Here is a 17,511-nt window from a genome sequence, read left to right as displayed (position 1 = left end):
GCCTGGCGGTGCGTAACGTGCCGCCGGGCAGCACAAAGACCAAGGAGTCACGATGACGGTACGTTCAACCATAATGGATACCAACAGCTTTCGTGCTGAAAACGCGGAAACGCTGGCACCGGACATTCGACAACTGACCGATAAGCGCAGTCAGGTACTGGGCGAGTCCTATCGGCTGTTTTACCGCAATCCGGTGCATCTGGTGCGCGGAAAGGGCCAGTATCTGTGGGATAAGGCGGGCAATCAGTATCTGGATATGTATAACAACGTTGCCAGTATTGGTCACTGTCATCCGGCGGTCGTGGATGCCGTACATAAACAGATGATGCAGTTAAACACCCATACGCGCTATCTGCATGAGTCGATCCTTGCGTACAGCGATCGCATTCTGGCCACGATGCCGGCTGAGATCGATCGGGCCATGTATATGTGTACCGGATCTGAGGCAAACGATCTGGCGATCCGCATTGCCCAGTGCTGGAGCGGTGGTACGGGCATCATCGTGTCCAAAGAAGCCTATCACGGCACCAGTGCGCTTACCTCCGGCGTTTCGCCCGCGCTGGGCAGCGGTCAGCCGTTATCACCGCATACACGGCTGGTGGCCCCGCCTGACTTTTATCGCATTCAGACGGCGGATCAGGGTGCCTGGTTTGCGCAGGAAATTCAGAAGCAAATCGATGATATGGCTGCGCACGGCATTAAATTTGCGGGGTTCCTGGCCGACTCGATTTTCTCGTCAGACGGCGTTTTACCCGGTCAGCCCGGCTTTTTAAAACCGGCGATTGATGTGGTGCATCAGAATGGCGGCATTTTTATTGCCGATGAAGTGCAGCCTGGCTTTGCCCGCACCGGCGAGGCGTTCTGGGGCTTTGCCCGACACGGCGTGGTTCCGGATGTCGTAACTACCGGCAAACCGATGGGGAACGGCATTCCGGTCTCGGGGCTGATGGCGAAAGCGCCAGTCATGGCGGCGTTTAGCGATGCGCTACCTTACTTTAATACCTTTGGTGGTAACCCGGTCTCCATGGCGGCGGCGCACGCGGTGATGGATGTCATTGAACAGGAAGAACTTCAGGCGCACAGCCTGAAAACCGGTGCTGCACTGCTGGCGGCGCTGCAATCCCTGCAGGCAACGTATCCGTGCATCGGTGAAGTCCGTGGGGCAGGGCTGTTTATCGGCTTTGAGCTGGTGAAGGACAGAGAAAGCAAAGCGCCTGACAAACGTCTGGCACTCGATCTGGTGGAGGCGTTACGTGAGGCCTTTGTACTGACCTCCGTTGCCGGGCCATACGGTAACGTGCTGAAAATCCGCCCACCGCTCTGTTTCCAGACGCACGATATCGACTGGGTGGTCAGTGCCATGGATCGCTGCCTGAGGAAATTACAGAGCTGAACGCCATCCCAAAAAACAGGGACCACGCAGACGGAACGCAACCTGTCTGCGGCATACAGGCCCATCCGTTTGCAGCGCCAGAGAAAAATCTTCTGGCGCTGAGCTTCCTGTCCTTTACGTGGCCGCGCAGGCCTGGCAGCCGCCGGGCCTGCGCATTCTCAGCTTAAGCGTGGGCGCCCGAAGGCAGCTCCAGTTCATGGCTTTCTCCCGCAAGGGTCCAGCTGTCAGGATCCAGCAACCGGCCCTGGCCAAAGACACAACCATTCGGCTGGAAGAACACGTCGCCGTAAAGGGGATCGTTCACGCAAATCGTGCCGTCCTCACGCTGTTCGACACTAATCTGGGCGAAGCGCGAGTCAAATTCTTCCAACGTGCTGAGTTGCGGATCGTCATTCAGACGAATCAGCCAGCAGGTCTCTTTTCCCGCTAAGCGGGCTTCACAGTGCTGCGCGGGACCGCGGGTTGTCAGCCGGAAAGGCTGGTTGCCCGAAATCTGCACCATGCCGTTACCGCTGCGGAGCAAAATGCGTTGCTCACAGACGCGCATCTCATCGAAATAGCGCTGCGGCAGCCAGGCATGGGTAAAATCGGGCTGATCGTCATGAACGTTGAACATCACGATGGCCAGGCCACGATATTGCTGAACGCGCGGCAATGTGCCACATCCTCCCCAGTACGAAGGGCGTCCAAAACCGCCGTGCAGCTTTTCGCCCGGATGATTGATCCAGATTTGCGCCTCAGGCACGTCGCCAATCCTTAAATGAATCGGGGTTTCCTGATAACCCCACTCGCCCCAGCGGTAACCGGCAAGCGAACCCATAGCCGCGTGGCGGGTTTTATAGTGATAAAGGCGGGCAATGCGGTTTTTCCCCTGAGCAAAATACCATTCCTGCGCGGTGTCACCCTGCCAGCAGGCGACCTTTGCCTGGCCGGGCGGAAGGGGTAATTTTTTCTGCTGCAACAGCAGGGCCAGCTGCGGCAGGGCATGGAAGCGGCAGCCGTAGTAACCTTTTCCCCATAGCAGGCGAGAGATCGCCGACAGCTCCAGCGAGCGGCCTGCGCACAGCGTGTGCTCATAGGAACGTCCCTGCGAGGCGGTCAGCATGCCCTGATGTGATGAGCGGGCGAGCTGCTCCAGCAGGCGCAATATGGCCCGCTGGCTGCGCGTCATGATGTCCGCATCTTCTGCCAGGGCGGCAAGGGCGCTCAGACCTTTCAGGTCTATCGGGAAGTACGGTGCCGAATTCCACTCGGCCATCTCGCACTGCTCGAAATGATCGAGCCAGGCCCGCACGCGCGCCAGACCGGCTGCGGCCTGCTCACGGCCCGTTCGACCAGATCGGATAAACGTCGCGTCAGGAAAGGCGCTGCCTGCCAGGTATGCGGCGGTATGAAACAGCAGGGCATGATTTTCTGAGAAGTACCACTGCACGTCATTACCCGGTTCATCCATCCAGTAGCGGAAGCCTAAAATGGCCCGATCGATTTTTTCCCGTGTGGCGCTGGCCAGGCGATCGGCCCACTGGATCCGGCACCAGAGCAGCGGCACCAGGGTAAAGTCGGCGCAGTCGTGACAGGCTTCAACGGAAGGCAGAACGCCTTCCAGCATCGACTGGGTTTCCGCGTCATCCATCCCGCAGGCTAAGCGTGCCAGCGCTTTTACACTGCTGTACTCGCCGTGCAGCGCAACGTGCCTCAGGGCTTCTTCTGCCCTGGCTGCCAAAGTGTCAGGCACCTGCGCCTGGCGTTCAGCGTGGCAGATTTCGACGCCCAGCGTGCGGGTGATGTGGAAAGCGCCTTTTTTCAGGCTGACAGCAAAACGGCGAAAATCGGCGGGCAATGTGTCGCTCTCGGCGAGCGTGACGGCCCCTTCGCCTTTCTCCAGAACGGTACGAAGCCGCACCGGCTCATCCAGCGAAATAAAATCGCCGGAAACCAAAACGTTCAGGTCGTAAGTGTCTGGCGCAGGGGACGGGAAACACAGGCGAACCGGCCCCTGCGTATAAGTCGGTTGTTCAAATGCCATCCCTTCCAGCATCGACTCCATATGCCGCACCTGTTCTGCCTCCGCCGGCACCGCCAGCGCAACCTGCAGCGGATCCCCCTCTACGTAATCCAGCTGGAAAAAGAAGCGGACATCGCGTTCGGCCAGATCGTCAAACCAGATGCGAAGCGTATTTAACCCGGCCTGAAGGTTAAGCGTAAATTCAACCTGGCTTTCCAGGTTGCGCTGATAATCGGCCAGCCAGGCAACCTCCTCGCCGTTCAGGGTGACCAGTGCTGCGCCACAGGTGGTCAGGCGAAAACGACGGCTGCCGGGCGCGGCTGCGACCAGAGCGGTTTCGGCCTGTGCGCCAATGCGGGTGGCGCGAAACCAAAACCCCGACAAATCGACCCGATCGGACCCAAAAGGAAACCACCAGTTTGTCAGCGTACGGTCGCCAAACGGACAGGGTTTTTTGCCAGCGAACTGTTTTTGAAATTCAGTACGGCAGGGATAGGTATGCGGAATAAAGTTTTTATGTTTGCTCAGAAAGAAAAAAGGATCCATCTCGCCCGACATGGGAACATCGTCCACGTCATAGGGTTGTGAAGCCACTGCCGAGAGCTGCCAGTAGCGCACAGCATCTCGTTGTTGCAGCGGAAAGTGACAATAGGTTGTCTGCGTCATAATTCGATTCTCCTGGTGTCAGCGTTATTATTATTTTTGGGTGTGCCTTAACCCTTCGGTCAGGCATAAGATGGCCAGCGCCTGACCGTAGCCGGTCGGCTGAAGCGGAATGTCTTTATAAAATTGCAGGGTTCTTCCCATGCGGGTGCCATAAGACACATTGTGCACGGTGCCCTCGTCATCAATGTTTCGCTGCACGGCTTCCAGCGCGCGCAACCCTGCCTGTAACCAACGGTCATCGCCATAGCCCAGACGCGCGCCTTTTAACAGCCCATAGCCAAACCCGGCCGTGGCCGAGATTTCTTCGTAGCTGTCGGGATGATCGAGTAGGGTGTGCCACGCGCCCTGCGGGGATTGCAGATCGATGAGGGTATTCACCTGCGTTTTCAGGCACGCCAGCAGATAGTCACGTACGCCACCGCGAAGCGCGGTCAGTTCCAGAAATTCAATAATGCCAACGGTGATCCAGGCATTGCCGCGCGCCCAGCGGGCGTGAGCAAAATTATTCTTCTCGGCGAAGCTCCAGCCGTGAAACCATAAACCGGTTTGCGGATCGTTAAGATAGCGGGCATGCAGTAAAAACTGACGCACGGCTTCATCCACCAGTTCCTGCCGCCCGGCGACCATGCCGTAGTGGCCAAGAAACAGCACCACCATAAACAGCGTATCATCCCAGATTTCCATGGGATTAATGCCGTCGGATACGACGTGCTGAAACCCGTCCTCCGGCGTACGCGGCAGCGCGGTCATTACCCTGTTGGCCCAGTGATCCAGCACCGCTTGATACTGAGGATCACGATTGTGAGCCCACAGCAGCGACAGCGGCAGCATCGGTGCCGTGGTATTAATATTTAAGGGCGGCAGGCCTTTCTGAATATTATTCTGGAACCAGGTCTCAATAAGCTGGTAAATATCTTTGCGTTGCGTGAGTTCCCATAACCGGACGAGGCCAAATAATCCCACGCCCTGCGGCCATTCCCAGTTGGCGAAGGAAATATAATCTCCCGCGGTGCCATCAATATTGGGTTCGTTAAATCGTCCTTCGTCTTTTAGCTGTGTAAAGCCCGTCAGTAACAGATTGAGTTGATGCTCAATAGATTGCGTAGTCATTGTTATTCCTGTGTTTTATCATTATTCCATGGTGATTATTTTTCATGCCTGGCCCTCGCGGTTTACGCGATAATCGTCAGCTTCAAATGGCCGTGTTTAATGCTGCCCGCCCAAAAGGCGTAAACGTTTCAGGTAAAAAACAGCGTCCTCTTTTATTGATGCCATTATTACGTGGTGCGAACCTTACCCGTTTTTACGCGCGACGATTTAACACCGATATAAACTGTGTTGTTTAATCCTTGACATTTAAATAACGCGTAACAAGGGCCCGAATATAATTTCCGCGCTGAGTATCAGTGATGCGTAATAACACCGCCACACAGATGGCGATGAGCGTATGCTGGTTAACGTGCCAGCCAGCCGCCATCCACGGCCAGGGTATAACCATTGATATAGTCGGATGCTGGCGAGGCGAGAAACACCACTGGCCCCATGACATCGTCCGGCTGTCCCCAGCGCCCGGCCGGAATGCGATTCAGAATGTCAGCATTACGCTGTGCATCGGCCCGGAGTTGCTGCGTGTTATCGGTAGCCATATAGCCTGGTGCGATAGCATTCACGTTAATCCGGTATTTGGCCCACTCGTTTGCCAGTAACCGCGTGATACCCATGACGCCGCTCTTTGATGCCGTATAGGACGGAACACGGATCCCACCCTGAAACGACAACATCGAGGCAATATTGATGATTTTGCCGCCGCTGCCCTGTGCGATAAAGTGTCGGGCCACGGCCTGAGACATAAAGAACAGACTCTTAATATTCAGGTCCATCACATCATCCCAGTCTTGTTCACTGAAGTTGATGGCATCCTCACGGCGAATCAGTCCGGCGTTGTTGACCAGGATATCGATACGACCAAAGTGGGCAACCGCGCTGTCCAGCAAGGCAGGGATCGCGTCAATCTTGCGCAGGTCGGCTTTCAGGCTCAGGAAACGTCGCCCCAGTGCGGTAACACGCGCCTGGGTTTCATCCGGCTCAACCTGGTTAATGCCTACGATGTCGCAGCCTGCCTCCGCCAGACCTATCGCCATTCCCTGGCCCAGGCCGGTGTTGCAACCCGTGACCACCGCGACGTTACCGTGTAGAGAAAATGTGTTCAGTATCATAATGATTCCTTTCAGGCGTATCGCCTTGTGCTTACTGCATCATGCCGCCATGGGTTAGCGCAGATCGTTGACTGCGACGTGGTCCATGTCATCAAACACCTGATTTTCACCAACGGTGCCCCAGATAAAGCTGTAAGCACGCGTCCCCACACCTGAGTGAACAGACCAGCTGGGTGAGATCACCGCCTGTTCGTTATGGATCACGATATGACGCGTTTCCTGGGGTTCTCCCATCATATGGAACACGCAGGCGTCATCGGCTATAGCAAAGTAGAGGTAGACTTCCATGCGGCGCGCATGGGTATGACAGGGCATGGTGTTCCAGAGATTGCCGGGTTCAAGCTGGGTCAGCCCCATGCTGAGCTGGCAGGTTTCCACTACCTCGGGGACAAGGTACTTATGGATAGTTCGGCGATTGCTGGACAGCGGATCGCCCAGCGTGACCGAGGCCGCATCCGCTGCCGTGACTTTACGAATGGGTAAGGTTTTATGGGCTGGCGCGCAGTTAAAATAAAACTTTGCAGGCTGGTGTGGATCCAGACTGGCGTACACGACCGTTTTGCTGCCTTTGCCGATATACAGCGCCTCGCGATGACCAATCTCATAGTCGTCGCCATCCACGGTAACTTTACCGGGACCGCCAATATTAATCATGCCCAGTTCACGGCGTTCCAGGAAGTCACTGACGCCCAGTTGCTTCGCCACCTCATTGTTAATCGCGACAGTCCGTGTGACAGGCATAATCCCGCCGACAATAATGCGATCGATATGACTGTAAGTCAGAGTGTAATCATCCGGGACAAAGATTTTCTCGATTAAGAACTCATCGCGAAGGCCTTGTGTATCCAGCGTGTTGGCGTGCGCGCTGTGAATGCTTTGTCTGATATCCACGTTTATCTCCCGTTAAATAGAATAGTAAATGCAATACGTAATAAATGGCTTATTGATTCCAGTTGCACGCATCCTATTCGGCACACCAATGACTTTCAATTAAAAATGAAACGTTGTTTTGATTTTTTATTTTAAAGGGTGAGGTATGTCTTATTTTTATGCGTGTCCGGGCTTGTATGAGCAACATTAATTACGAGTTCTGTTACAAAAAAACGGGCCTGTTGCGATGAGTTGTATAAAACAGGCTTGAGAATTTCTGTCTGATGTAAAATGGGCATTATCGTTAAAAGCGTGTGCGAAAGGATTTAGTGGCTCAATTAAATAAAATAAATAACTTTCTTTATCTTCTACAAGGAAACGTCATTCAAACGATGTGGAGGTGACAGTTTTGTCAGAACCGTCTGGATAATCGCTGTGGGAAATTCTGTAAGATGATAAAACTCATGGTTACCACGGGTTTTTATTGAGGTTTTAAAAGACTATTTTGAATGCGTTTTATTTCTGAGATTGAGTTGCTTTCGCCAGACGCGGTTGTGCAAATAAAACGCATTACTTTTGAAAAAAAGATGACTGTTAAGGCACGATAACGCAACAAGAACAAATACCATGCCGATACAGGATGAAATTAAAGTAAAGGTTGTAACAGAACCGCTGAATAGCGCGGAAATTAGCGTTTTTAAGAAATAGGTTGCCACTACCGCTAATGCGAAATATATGAGGTTAATGTATGTTTTTAGGGCGGTATGGTTTCCACGAGCGATTAATGTTAATGAGGGGAACATGACTAAGCAATAGATAAAACCAGTAACAATGACGCCTCCTGACAACGCTTTATCAGGCCATGCCATAAGAGAAAAAACAGTTTCCCATATAGAGGTTTGAGGGACAGTAAAAGCCAGAAGAGAGAGAACAAAACTGATCAGCAATGGGATGCCCATAGTATGCCATCCTATAGGCGAGACCATCAAATCCTTCATGTTATCTTTGAGCTGTTCGAGTTCATCGGCGTCATCCGTAGACATTTTTTCATTAACCATTTTACTAAGTTCAAGCGTTCTTTTAAGTTGCATTAGCATGATTTAATTAACTAATTAATTTACTGAAAAAGACTGAACGACCCCAGTCAAATACTTCCCGGACTGCGGGATAGTGTGAGGGTTCCTTATTGTACCTGTAAGCGCACTCCCCATAAACGCAGAGCTGTTAACAAAGGCTGTGGCCAACTCCCGCTGAAGTGATTTTTGCAAGGCATCAGAAGGATATCGTTTAGGATAATTCCCTGCTTTTATAGCCGCTTTAATACCGCCGTTTGAGATGCCAGGATTTTGTTGCCGTATTGTTTCCTCAGTAATACGTCTGCGTTCAGCTCTACTTGGTGTTTTAAGCCAGTTAATCAGGTTTTCAGAAGACGTCGTTGCCTTCAGAACCTTATGCGTTTTATCAACGCTTTTTAAACCCGCTCCTGAACCAGATGATATCAAGTGCGGCGATTGTAGTGGTGCACCGACCTTATGAGCCGAACCAGGCCACTTTTTTAGTCTATTTAAAAGAGGTTGTTTTCCTTTTTAGTTCCAGTTGCTTTCGCCAGGCTCGATTATGAAGCATAAAAGCGCAGGACTTATAAAACATTTGACTGTTAAGGTACTTGAGAGCGGTCAGACTTAACGCAGTGCTTAATAATGCACCTGCAAAAGATAGCGAATAATTATTATTGCCACTCATTGATGAAACCATGGTGAGAAAGAGAAACACTAAAGCAGTCATTAATACCAAAAACAGGATGGAAATATAAGCTCTTAGTGCCAAATATATTCCGCGTGAAACCAGCATCATTGTTGTAAACAAGACCAGGACATAGATAAATGCTGCGGCAATTATACCGATAAAGACAGCGTGTTTTTGCCACCCCATCAGGTCATAGATGAATAACCATAATGAAAACTGAGGCAGGGAGAAGCTGATCAACGTCAGCACCATACTGATGACTAAGGGGGCGCCAAAAGTATGTAATCCGATTGGCATACCCATTTTTTCTTTCATGTCATCTTTAATATGCTCCAGCTCATCAACGCCACTAATATTTATTTCTTTGTTCGTTTTTTCGCTGAGCTTGATTGTTTTATTAATGTATTTAATTTTGACAACTTATGTAGAGGGAAGTGACTGAATGACGCCGATGATATACTTCCCGGACTGGACAATGTTTTGTGGATTTTTTAACGTGCCTGTCAATGCGCTACCAGCAAACGCCGATGAATTCACCAGTGCAGACGTTAATTCACGCTGAAGAGATTTTTGTATAGCCTCGGCCGGATAACGTTTAGGGTACACACCTGCTTTCATGGCTGCCCTGATACCGCCATTTGAAATACCGGGGTTTTGCGCGCGGATGATTTCCTCTGTAATTCTTTTTCGCTCAGCGCGACTTAACGTTTTAAGCCAGTTGATGGCCTTTGCAGAAGAGGACGCTTTTATCACCTTATACGTTTCGATCGCGCTTTTTAGACCGGCACCCGCTCCGGCAAGCGATATAACATCCAGCGCGGTCGTTGTTGCAACATACCATGACTGTGAATCAATCCACGCGACATAGTCTTCCTGACCTTCGTAGATAGCATATAATCGTGCGCTACCGATGGCGCACTGCATACCTGTCGCTAAACCCCCTGCGATAATCATGCCTGCTACAATACCCGATGCTCCTGCTGTCAAAGGTACGGCAACGGCATAACCTATCGCAAGAAATCCCGTAATAATTAAGCACCACATGAAAATATTGTCGATATCATCTCGCCAGCCAGCGAAGGCTTACTAAGTGTTTCCGTCAGCGCCTTAATGGCAACCTGAGGATTTATAGCATTGACCTTCGTTATTACTACATGGCTAACACGACTTTTGCTGGCTTGAGCGTCATAACGCGAAGGCCGGACCAGCCATTGCTGTGGGCCGTCAGAATAGATGATACCGACCTGGCTAAAGTCCCGCAGGCAATCCAGACGATTCGCCAGTGCGTTAAAATCAATGTCATCAGCTGACACCAGCCCCATCCGTCGGCCCACGCCGTAATCCGGAAGAGAATTTGAATACGGTTGTGGTAAGGCCATTCGATCACTCCTTGATAATGAAAGGCAGGTTAGTGCCGTTAAAGAGTAAAGCGCAGCGAAAGGTGAGAGATTAAGAACAGTCTTAATAATCGATTCGTTAAGTAAATGGATTATCAAGACAGAGATGGCTTGCTGCCAGAACCTGTCGCATGCGCCTGTACAAAAAATATTAAAAAGGTTTATATTTTAAACCCTCAGTCTCAGCAACCACTGGCATCAAAAAACAGAGCAAACTGTGATTATGTCGTGGGTTTTACGCGCGCAGGATGCCTTTGTCGTGTAAGGCGTGGGCGTACATTGTTGGGGCCTTTGCCACATCATTCAGTCTGTTTTTATTAAGAAAAGGACAGCATTGCGCGTGCCAGCAAAAACCGGGACTGGGCTTTCATAAAAAATTAATAAAAACCCCGCTATCAGGTGAGCATACGTTTAATAATCCTGACTGATAATCCCTCACCTGAAATACTTCAGTCGCTCCGTGATGAAAAGAAGAGAGGGCTCATGAACTTCCGATTCACCATGCTGGCGGCTAACAGACGGTTGCTGCCAAACGTCTGGGATGCCGTGGCATTTCCCCTGATTATTTGCCTGATTGCAATGGTGGCGGTGGGCTTTCATCAAACGCTGATGCCGATTGACAGCCTGAAAACCCAGGCCATCTCCCTTGATCCGACTAATCTGCCGGAATATGCCATGCGCACCACGCTGCGGATGTTGGTGGCGATGCTGGCTTCACTGGTGTTCAGCCTAATCTACGGCACGCTGGCGGCCAAAAGTCGCCGGGCAGAAAAGGTGTTAGTGCCCATTCTGGATATCCTGCAGTCCGTGCCGGTGCTGGGTTATATCTCTTTTACCGTAACCTTTTTTATTGCCCTGTTTCCCGGGCAGGTGCTGGGCGTAGAACTGGCGGCGATATTTGCCCTGTTTACCAGTCAGGCCTGGAACATGACCTTTAGCTTTTACCAGTCGCTACGTACCGTACCGGCCGATTTGGTGGAAGTCTCACGTGGCTTTCATCTGACCGGCTGGCAACGTTTCTGGAAGCTGGATGCGCCTTTCGCCGTGCCGGGACTGGTGTGGAATATGATGATGTCGATGTCGGGGGGCTGGTTCTTTATTGTCGCCTCAGAGGCGATCACGGTGGGTAACAACACCTTTACCTTACCCGGCGTGGGCGGCTATCTGGCACAGGCGATTCTGCATAAAGATATCCATGCGGTGGGCTGGGTGCTGCTTACCATGGTGATCGTGATTCTGGCTTATGATCAGCTGTTGTTCAGGCCGCTGGTGGCCTGGGCGGATAAGTTCCGCATGGAAAACACACGTTCGGGGAGTGCGCCGACCTCATGGGTGCGTGATCTGATGCGCCGTACGCGCCTGATTCACCAGATCTTTACGCCGCTGCGCCTGCTGCTGTCTGCGCTGGCACGTATCTCGTGGCGCTGGCCTGCCTCCAGGTCGGTCCGGGCCGAAAGCAGCACGGAATCCCGCTCGCGTCTGGGTGACTTTATCTGGGGCGCCTTCGTCATTTTACTGACCCTGTATGTGGTCTGGCGGGTTATTACCTATGTGCAAATCGGTGTCACGCTGGCGGACGTGAAACATGTCTTCGGCCTGGGGCTGATTACGCTTCTGCGCGTCACCGTGTTGATTCTGATTTCATCGCTGATTTGGGTGCCGCTGGGCGTGATGATTGGCCTGCGTCCTGCACTGGCCGGAAAAATTCAGCCGGTTGCCCAGTTCCTGGCGGCGTTCCCGGCCAACCTGATGTTTCCGGTGTTCGTCATTATGATTGTGCACTTCAGGCTGAATCCGGATATCTGGCTGTCTCCGCTTATTGTGCTTGGTACGCAGTGGTACATCCTGTTTAACGTCGTGGCGGGCACCACCGCCTTTCCCAATGATTACAAAGAGGCTGCCGCAAACTTTCATATTCGCGGCTGGCAGTGGTGGCGTCAGGTGATGCTGCCCGGCATTTTCCCCTACTACATTACCGGTGCCATTACCGCTTCCGGCGGAGCCTGGAACGCCAGCATCGTGTCCGAATTTGTACAATGGGGAAATACGCAGGTCACCGCCCACGGCCTGGGGGCGTATATCGCGCAAACCACGGCCGCTGGGGACTTCCCGAGGATCATTCTTGGTATCGCCGTGATGTCGTTGTTTGTCACCTTGTTCAACCGTCTGCTGTGGCGGCCGCTGTACGTCTACGCTGAATCAAAATTCCGTGCTAATTAAGGGACCCGAGATGTTAAACAATCAACCCACACACCATGCAGACATGTCGACCAAAAAAACGGACGGTCGCCAGGCGGTCCTGACGGTAAAAGACATTAAGCACGGTTACGATAAAGCGCACGGTGAAGTGCTGATTCTGGATGACGTCAATCTGACTCTGCAGGAAGGCGAGATAGTGGGGCTGCTGGGCCGCTCTGGTTCGGGAAAATCGACACTGCTGCGCATTATTTCTGGTCTGATTACGCCCGGCTCGGGTTCCGTTGACTACCTGGGCGCACCGCTGAACGGCCCCGCCAAAGGCGTGGCGATGGTGTTCCAGACCTTTGCGCTGTTTCCCTGGTTAACGGTGCTACAGAACGTAGAAGCCGGGCTTGAAGCGCTGGGCGTGGAAAAAGCGGAACGCAGAAAGCGTGCGCTGGCGGCCATTGACCTTATCGGCCTGGACGGTTTCGAAAACGCCTATCCGCGTGAATTATCGGGCGGCATGCGTCAGCGTGTGGGTTTTGCACGCGCTCTGGTCGTCGATCCCACCTTGTTGTTAATGGATGAGCCGTTTTCCGCGCTGGATGTGTTAACCGCCGAAACGCTGCGTACCGATTTACTCGATCTGTGGAATGAGGGACAGATGCCGATGAAATCGGTGCTTATCGTCACCCACAATATCGAAGAAGCCGTCTTTATGTGTGACCGCATTCTGGTGCTGTCCTCTAACCCCGGGCGCGTAGTGGCAGAAATCAAAGTGCCCTTTGGCCATCCGCGTAACCGGTTGGATCCGGCTTTTCGTCGGCTGGTCGATGATGTTTATACCCAAATGACCGCACGGCCTACCAGCGATAATGTGAAAAAGAGCCTCAGACTGGGAACGCGGCTGCCGCATGTGTCAACCAACCTGATGGCCGGGTTGATCGAAACCCTGGCAGCAGCACCGTACCACGGCCGCGCCGACATGCCAGAGGTGGCCCGTTCGCTGCATCTGGAAGTCGATGAACTGTTCCCGATAGCCGAAGTGCTTCAGTCGCTGGGCTTTGCGGACGTGCGGGAAGGGGACATCTTCCTGACGCCGCCCGCCCGGGTGTTTGCCGAGTCAGACACGCAGCAGCGTAAGGTGATGTTTGCCGATCATCTGCTGCGTTACGTGCCGCTGGCCGCCCTGATCAAAACGGTACTGGACGAGCGTCCGGGACATCGTGCACCGCGCGTGCGTTTTGAACAGGAACTGGAAGATTCGCTTTCCGACAGTGCGGCTAAAGAGACGCTGGATAGTGTGATTAACTGGGGCCGTTATGCGGAGATCTTCTCTTATAACGACCAGACCGAGTACTTTAGCCTGGAAGACGTCGAATTCTGATTGGGGGGGATGAACCGGTAGCGACTCGGGGGCACTGACCCGGCCCCTGGTCAGAACGCGAGTACGTTTCGTTTACAGGACCGGGAAGAATAAAGCAAAGGCACCCTGTTGCGCCTTTGCTTCCCGTTAACGGATTCAGGGGCGCCAGACCGTGCCATCGGGCGTACGGGCCATCGTCCAGGTGGGGTTACCGCCTTCGCAGGGGAATTTCGCCGCCAGCGTTTCATTAATGTCGATACCCAATCCCGGCCTGTCATTAACGTACGCATAGCCTTGCTCGACGTCCGGGCAGCCGGGAAACACTTCACGCAGGGCATCGTTCATCGGCGTGTATTCCTGAACGCCAAAATTTGGTGAGCTCAGGTCCAGATGCATATTCGCACACACGCCGACCGGTGAAATATCGCCGGGGCTGTGCCAGGCCGTGCGGACACCGTTTAATTCACTGTAAACAGCAATTTTCTTCGCCGGCGTAATTCCGCCAATGGAACTGATATGGCAGCGAATATAGTCAATCAGCTTATTGTCGATCAGCGGCTTCCATTCGTTCACATTCACGAACAGCTCGCCCATTGAGATGGGCGTAGAGGACTGCTGGCGCAGCATCTTCAGCCACTCCGTGTTCTCTGGCGCAACCGGATCTTCCAGGAAAAACAGCTGGTACGGCTCCAGGGCTTTAGCCATATGAATGGCGTTAATCGGCGTAATGCGCTCATGCGCATCGTGCAGAAGCTCTACGCCAAAACCCAGCTTGTTGCGCAGATGATCAAACAGGCGTGGAATGCTTTTCGCATAGGCTTCCGGATCAAAGTACATGCCCGCTGTTTTGCTGCGCGGTGAACGCTTAGGCTGGATATTTTTCGCTTTGACCATGCGGTTCGCGATGAGCCTGAGATCGTCGGTACCGGCACCGCCATACATGCCCATCTGGCAGCGGATATACTGATAACCTTCCTCCATTTTGGCGCGGGCACTGTCTTCCACTTCGACTTCGTCTGCGCCATCGGTGTGCACATAGAGCGCAATACCATCGCGACACTTGCCGCCCAGCAGCTCATAAACCGGCAATCCGGCCAGTTTGCCTTTAATGTCCCACAGCGCCATATCGACACCGGACAGGGCGTTATTCATGACCGGACCATTGCGCCAGTAGCCACTGACGGCGGCAGACTGCCAGATATCTTCGATTCTTGCCGGATCCTTGCCCGTCAGAAAAGGCGCCAGGTAATCATCAATGGCGCTTTGTACCGCATAGATGCGTTGGGTAAAGGTGGCGCAGCCCAGGCCGTACAGACCCGGCTCGTTGGTTTCGATTTTAACCACGACCAGATCGATGCCGCCGGGCGCAGTCAGAATGGTTTTAACATTCGTGATGGACAGATTACTCACAATCGCTCCTCTTTTATCAGGCCACTTACCGCCACCGTCGTGCTCGTTGCTGCTCATGGCTAACAGGTATGTTGTCATACAACATGACTGTTTTATCACAAAGCCGGGTCGTTGCCCTTATTAGCTTTCGATTCTGTGATGGGGATCTAATGACTGAACTTTATGCACGTAGTTAAGATTTATTTTCTTAAAATACAGCATCCTAATCAATTTCAGGGTGAGGGCTTTGTGATAGACGCCTCATAACGCATCATTACGTATTGATTTAATCTGCGCGTAAATTCACCTTAATAAGATAGTTGTCATACATATTTAAGGGTGGAATATGACTGCACTGTTCGATCTGACCGGGAAAACGGCATTAATCACCGGTTCATCTCGTGGGCTGGGTTATGCCTATGCTGAAGCCCTGGCGGCGGCCGGGGCACAGGTGATTTTGAACGGCACGCGTAAAGCGGGGCTGGATGAGGCGGTTGAACAACTCGTGGCAAAAGGCTATCACGCCACGGGGCGGGTATTCGATGTGACAGATGAAGGCGAAATTGAACAGGCCTTTGCCGCGCTGGATGAGCAGGCGATTGCGGTGGATATCCTTATCAATAATGCCGGCATTCAGTACCGTAAACCGATGCTGGAACTGGCGCTTGAACAGTGGCAAAAAGTCATTGATACCAACCTGACCAGCGCCTTCCTGGTTTCACGCGCGGCGGCAAAGCGCATGATCGCCCGTCACCAGGGCGGGAAAATCATCAACGTCGGTTCGTTAACCAGTCAGGCCGCGCGCCCGACGGTTGCGCCTTATACGGCGGCCAAGGGCGGAATCAAGATGTTGACCTGCTCAATGGCGGCCGAATGGGCGCAGTTTAATATCCAGACCAACGCGATTGGGCCGGGTTATATCTTAACCGACATGAACCGTGCGCTGGTGGACGACGCCCGGTTTGATAGCTGGGTGAAAAGCAGCAATCCCTCTCAACGTTGGGGCCGGCCAGACGAAGTGGCCGGTACCGCCGTTTTCCTCGCTTCGCGCGCGTCAGATTATATCAACGGGCAGATGATTTACGTTGATGGCGGCTGGCTGGCCGTGTTGTGAGCCTTACTGACCTGCAAAGGGGAACCCATCGTGCATAGCTTAATGACCCAGGCCTGTGTGGCAAAGGGTAAAAAAGACATTGTGGTAGAAGAGCGCGAGCTGCATTACGCAGAGGATGACGTCGTGATAAAAGTGGAGTGCGGCGGCATTTGCGGATCCGATATTCATTATTATCACGAAGGGCGGGCCGGGTTATCCGTCATTCAGCATCCTTTTATTATCGGACACGAATTTGTGGGGCGGATTTATCATGCGCCGGAATCTTCTGCCCTCAAACCCGGACAGAAAGTGGCGGTTAACCCGTCGCAGCCCTGCGGGCGATGTGAATATTGTCAGGCCGGGAAACAAAATGCCTGCCCAACCATGCGCTTCATGGGCAGTGCGCAGTTCACGCCGCATGTGGAAGGCGGGTTTGCACAGTATGTCGTGGTGTCCGCGCAGCAGTGTGTGCCCTACGACGAGCAGGTTCCGGCCAGCGTGATGGCGGTTGCCGAACCCACCGCGGTCGTCATTCACGCGCTTAATGTGGCAGGCAGTATCGTGGGCAAAAAGGTGCTGGTAATGGGCGCAGGCCCCATAGGCGCGTTAGCCATTGCCGCAGCAAAAGCATCGGGCGCAGCGGAAATTGTGGCCTGTGATCTCAGCGAGCGGTGTCGTCGTATTGCGTGTGAAATGGGTGCCGATGTCGCCGTGGACGCGGCCGATACGGCGGCCATGGCCCGCTATTGTGAACACCGGGGCTACTTTGACGTCACACTGGAGGCCAGCGGGGCAGAGGCAGCCATCAGCACCAGTATCCTGGCGACGCGGCCAGGTGGCACGGTGGTTCAAATTGGCATGGGAAAAAGCCCGCTTCATTTTCCTGTCGCGCAGATGCTGGTAAAAGAAATTAGCTGGAAAGGTTCCTTTCGTTTTATTGATGAATTTGCGGTTGCAGTGAAATGGCTGGAAAAAGGCATTATTGATCCGCGACCGATCCTGTCTGGTCAGTATGCGCATCAGGATATTGAAGTGGCTTTGCAGGCCGCCAGTGATAAAACGCAGCATTCAAAAGTATTAGTCGTCTTTTAAGTTCATTCACAACAGCGCTGTTATTCAGCGTGCAAATAACCTTAATGATCAGGGCGAGTGAAATGCTCTCACGTCTCGCGTGGACTGCGCTCGCCTG

At 52.9% G+C, this 17,511-nt stretch carries 12 protein-coding genes and 2 pseudogenes; 5 read left to right on the top strand and 9 right to left on the bottom strand.

The annotated features are described in order from the left end of the window. Positions 1-52 precede the first annotated feature (52 nt). The gene (locus GC087_RS19795) at positions 53-1,393 is read left to right on the top strand and encodes an aspartate aminotransferase family protein (RefSeq protein WP_033740150.1); all 1,341 of its coding nucleotides are present in this window, start codon (positions 53-55) and stop codon (positions 1,391-1,393) included. 163 nt (positions 1,394-1,556) lie between these two features. Here the strand turns inward: GC087_RS19795 and GC087_RS19790 are convergent, their stop codons facing one another. The 8 genes and pseudogenes from GC087_RS19790 to GC087_RS19760 form a co-directional block, all read right to left on the bottom strand. After that, positions 1,557-4,064, bottom strand: a complete 2,508-nt coding sequence (locus tag GC087_RS19790; RefSeq protein ID WP_324029124.1) for a hypothetical protein — start codon at positions 4,062-4,064, stop codon at positions 1,557-1,559. Between the two features lie 30 nt (positions 4,065-4,094). After that, complete coding sequence (locus GC087_RS19785) at positions 4,095-5,174, bottom strand: beta-galactosidase BglB (RefSeq protein WP_205951221.1); 1,080 nt, start codon at positions 5,172-5,174, stop codon at positions 4,095-4,097. 344 nt (positions 5,175-5,518) lie between these two features. Next, positions 5,519-6,280 carry a 2-dehydro-3-deoxy-D-gluconate 5-dehydrogenase KduD gene (gene kduD / locus GC087_RS19780; protein ID WP_039338815.1) on the bottom strand — a complete coding sequence of 254 codons (762 nt, stop codon included), beginning with the start codon at positions 6,278-6,280 and terminating at the stop codon, positions 5,519-5,521. Positions 6,281-6,334: 54 nt separating this feature from the next. Next, entirely contained in the window at positions 6,335-7,171 is an 837-nt protein-coding gene (gene kduI / locus GC087_RS19775; protein ID WP_033740156.1) for a 5-dehydro-4-deoxy-D-glucuronate isomerase, read from the bottom strand. Between the two features lie 479 nt (positions 7,172-7,650). Next, the gene (locus GC087_RS19770; protein ID WP_324029122.1) at positions 7,651-8,193 is read right to left on the bottom strand and encodes a hypothetical protein; all 543 of its coding nucleotides are present in this window, start codon (positions 8,191-8,193) and stop codon (positions 7,651-7,653) included. 69 nt (positions 8,194-8,262) lie between these two features. Beyond that, positions 8,263-8,643 (bottom strand): annotated as a pseudogene (locus tag GC087_RS25850) (hypothetical protein); the annotation flags it as partial. Between the two features lie 67 nt (positions 8,644-8,710). Beyond that, complete coding sequence (locus tag GC087_RS19765) at positions 8,711-9,211, bottom strand: hypothetical protein (protein ID WP_324029120.1); 501 nt, start codon at positions 9,209-9,211, stop codon at positions 8,711-8,713. Positions 9,212-9,316: 105 nt separating this feature from the next. Next, positions 9,317-10,275 (bottom strand): annotated as a pseudogene (locus GC087_RS19760) (hypothetical protein). A 501-nt stretch (positions 10,276-10,776) separates the two neighbouring features. Here GC087_RS19760 and GC087_RS19755 point away from each other — a divergent pair. Then, positions 10,777-12,513 carry an ABC transporter permease gene (locus GC087_RS19755; RefSeq protein WP_054688189.1) on the top strand — a complete coding sequence of 579 codons (1,737 nt, stop codon included), beginning with the start codon at positions 10,777-10,779 and terminating at the stop codon, positions 12,511-12,513. Between the two features lie 10 nt (positions 12,514-12,523). Beyond that, positions 12,524-13,861 carry an ABC transporter ATP-binding protein gene (locus GC087_RS19750; RefSeq protein ID WP_416383422.1) on the top strand — a complete coding sequence of 446 codons (1,338 nt, stop codon included), beginning with the start codon at positions 12,524-12,526 and terminating at the stop codon, positions 13,859-13,861. 135 nt (positions 13,862-13,996) lie between these two features. On the opposite strand, the gene GC087_RS19745 is transcribed toward GC087_RS19750, so the two are convergent. Next, positions 13,997-15,250 (bottom strand): enolase C-terminal domain-like protein, encoded by a 1,254-nt coding sequence (locus GC087_RS19745; RefSeq protein WP_033740161.1) that lies wholly within the window; start codon positions 15,248-15,250, stop codon positions 13,997-13,999. Between the two features lie 325 nt (positions 15,251-15,575). Between GC087_RS19745 and GC087_RS19740 the strand changes: the two genes are divergently transcribed. After that, the gene (locus tag GC087_RS19740; protein ID WP_039338810.1) at positions 15,576-16,343 is read left to right on the top strand and encodes an SDR family oxidoreductase; all 768 of its coding nucleotides are present in this window, start codon (positions 15,576-15,578) and stop codon (positions 16,341-16,343) included. A gap of 42 nt (positions 16,344-16,385) precedes the next feature. Beyond that, on the top strand, positions 16,386-17,414 hold the full coding sequence (idnD, locus tag GC087_RS19735) for an L-idonate 5-dehydrogenase (RefSeq protein WP_033740164.1): 1,029 nt from the start codon (positions 16,386-16,388) through the stop codon (positions 17,412-17,414). The last annotated feature ends 97 nt before the right edge of the window (positions 17,415-17,511 follow it).

This window comes from Pantoea sp. JZ2 (assembly GCF_035191405.1).
Lineage (GTDB): Bacteria > Pseudomonadota > Gammaproteobacteria > Enterobacterales > Enterobacteriaceae > Pantoea > Pantoea stewartii.
The sequence above is the reverse complement of the archived record's forward strand: the minus strand, read 5'-3'. Positions and strand labels throughout refer to the sequence as shown.

Excerpts from the sequence above, each read along its gene's own strand:
- GC087_RS19795 (WP_033740150.1), top strand. The coding sequence starts at position 53 with ATGACGGTACGTTCAACCATAATGGATACCAACAGCTTTCGTGCTGAA.
- GC087_RS19790 (WP_324029124.1), bottom strand. The coding sequence starts at position 4,064 with ATGACGCAGACAACCTATTGTCACTTTCCGCTGCAACAACGAGATGCT.
- GC087_RS19785 (WP_205951221.1), bottom strand. The coding sequence starts at position 5,174 with ATGACTACGCAATCTATTGAGCATCAACTCAATCTGTTACTGACGGGC.
- kduD (WP_039338815.1), bottom strand. The coding sequence starts at position 6,280 with ATGATACTGAACACATTTTCTCTACACGGTAACGTCGCGGTGGTCACG.
- GC087_RS19770 (WP_324029122.1), bottom strand. The coding sequence starts at position 8,193 with ATGTCTACGGATGACGCCGATGAACTCGAACAGCTCAAAGATAACATG.
- GC087_RS19765 (WP_324029120.1), bottom strand. The coding sequence starts at position 9,211 with ATGAAAGAAAAAATGGGTATGCCAATCGGATTACATACTTTTGGCGCC.
- GC087_RS19755 (WP_054688189.1), top strand. The coding sequence starts at position 10,777 with ATGAACTTCCGATTCACCATGCTGGCGGCTAACAGACGGTTGCTGCCA.
- GC087_RS19750 (WP_416383422.1), top strand. The coding sequence starts at position 12,524 with ATGTTAAACAATCAACCCACACACCATGCAGACATGTCGACCAAAAAA.
- GC087_RS19740 (WP_039338810.1), top strand. The coding sequence starts at position 15,576 with ATGACTGCACTGTTCGATCTGACCGGGAAAACGGCATTAATCACCGGT.
- idnD (WP_033740164.1), top strand. The coding sequence starts at position 16,386 with ATGACCCAGGCCTGTGTGGCAAAGGGTAAAAAAGACATTGTGGTAGAA.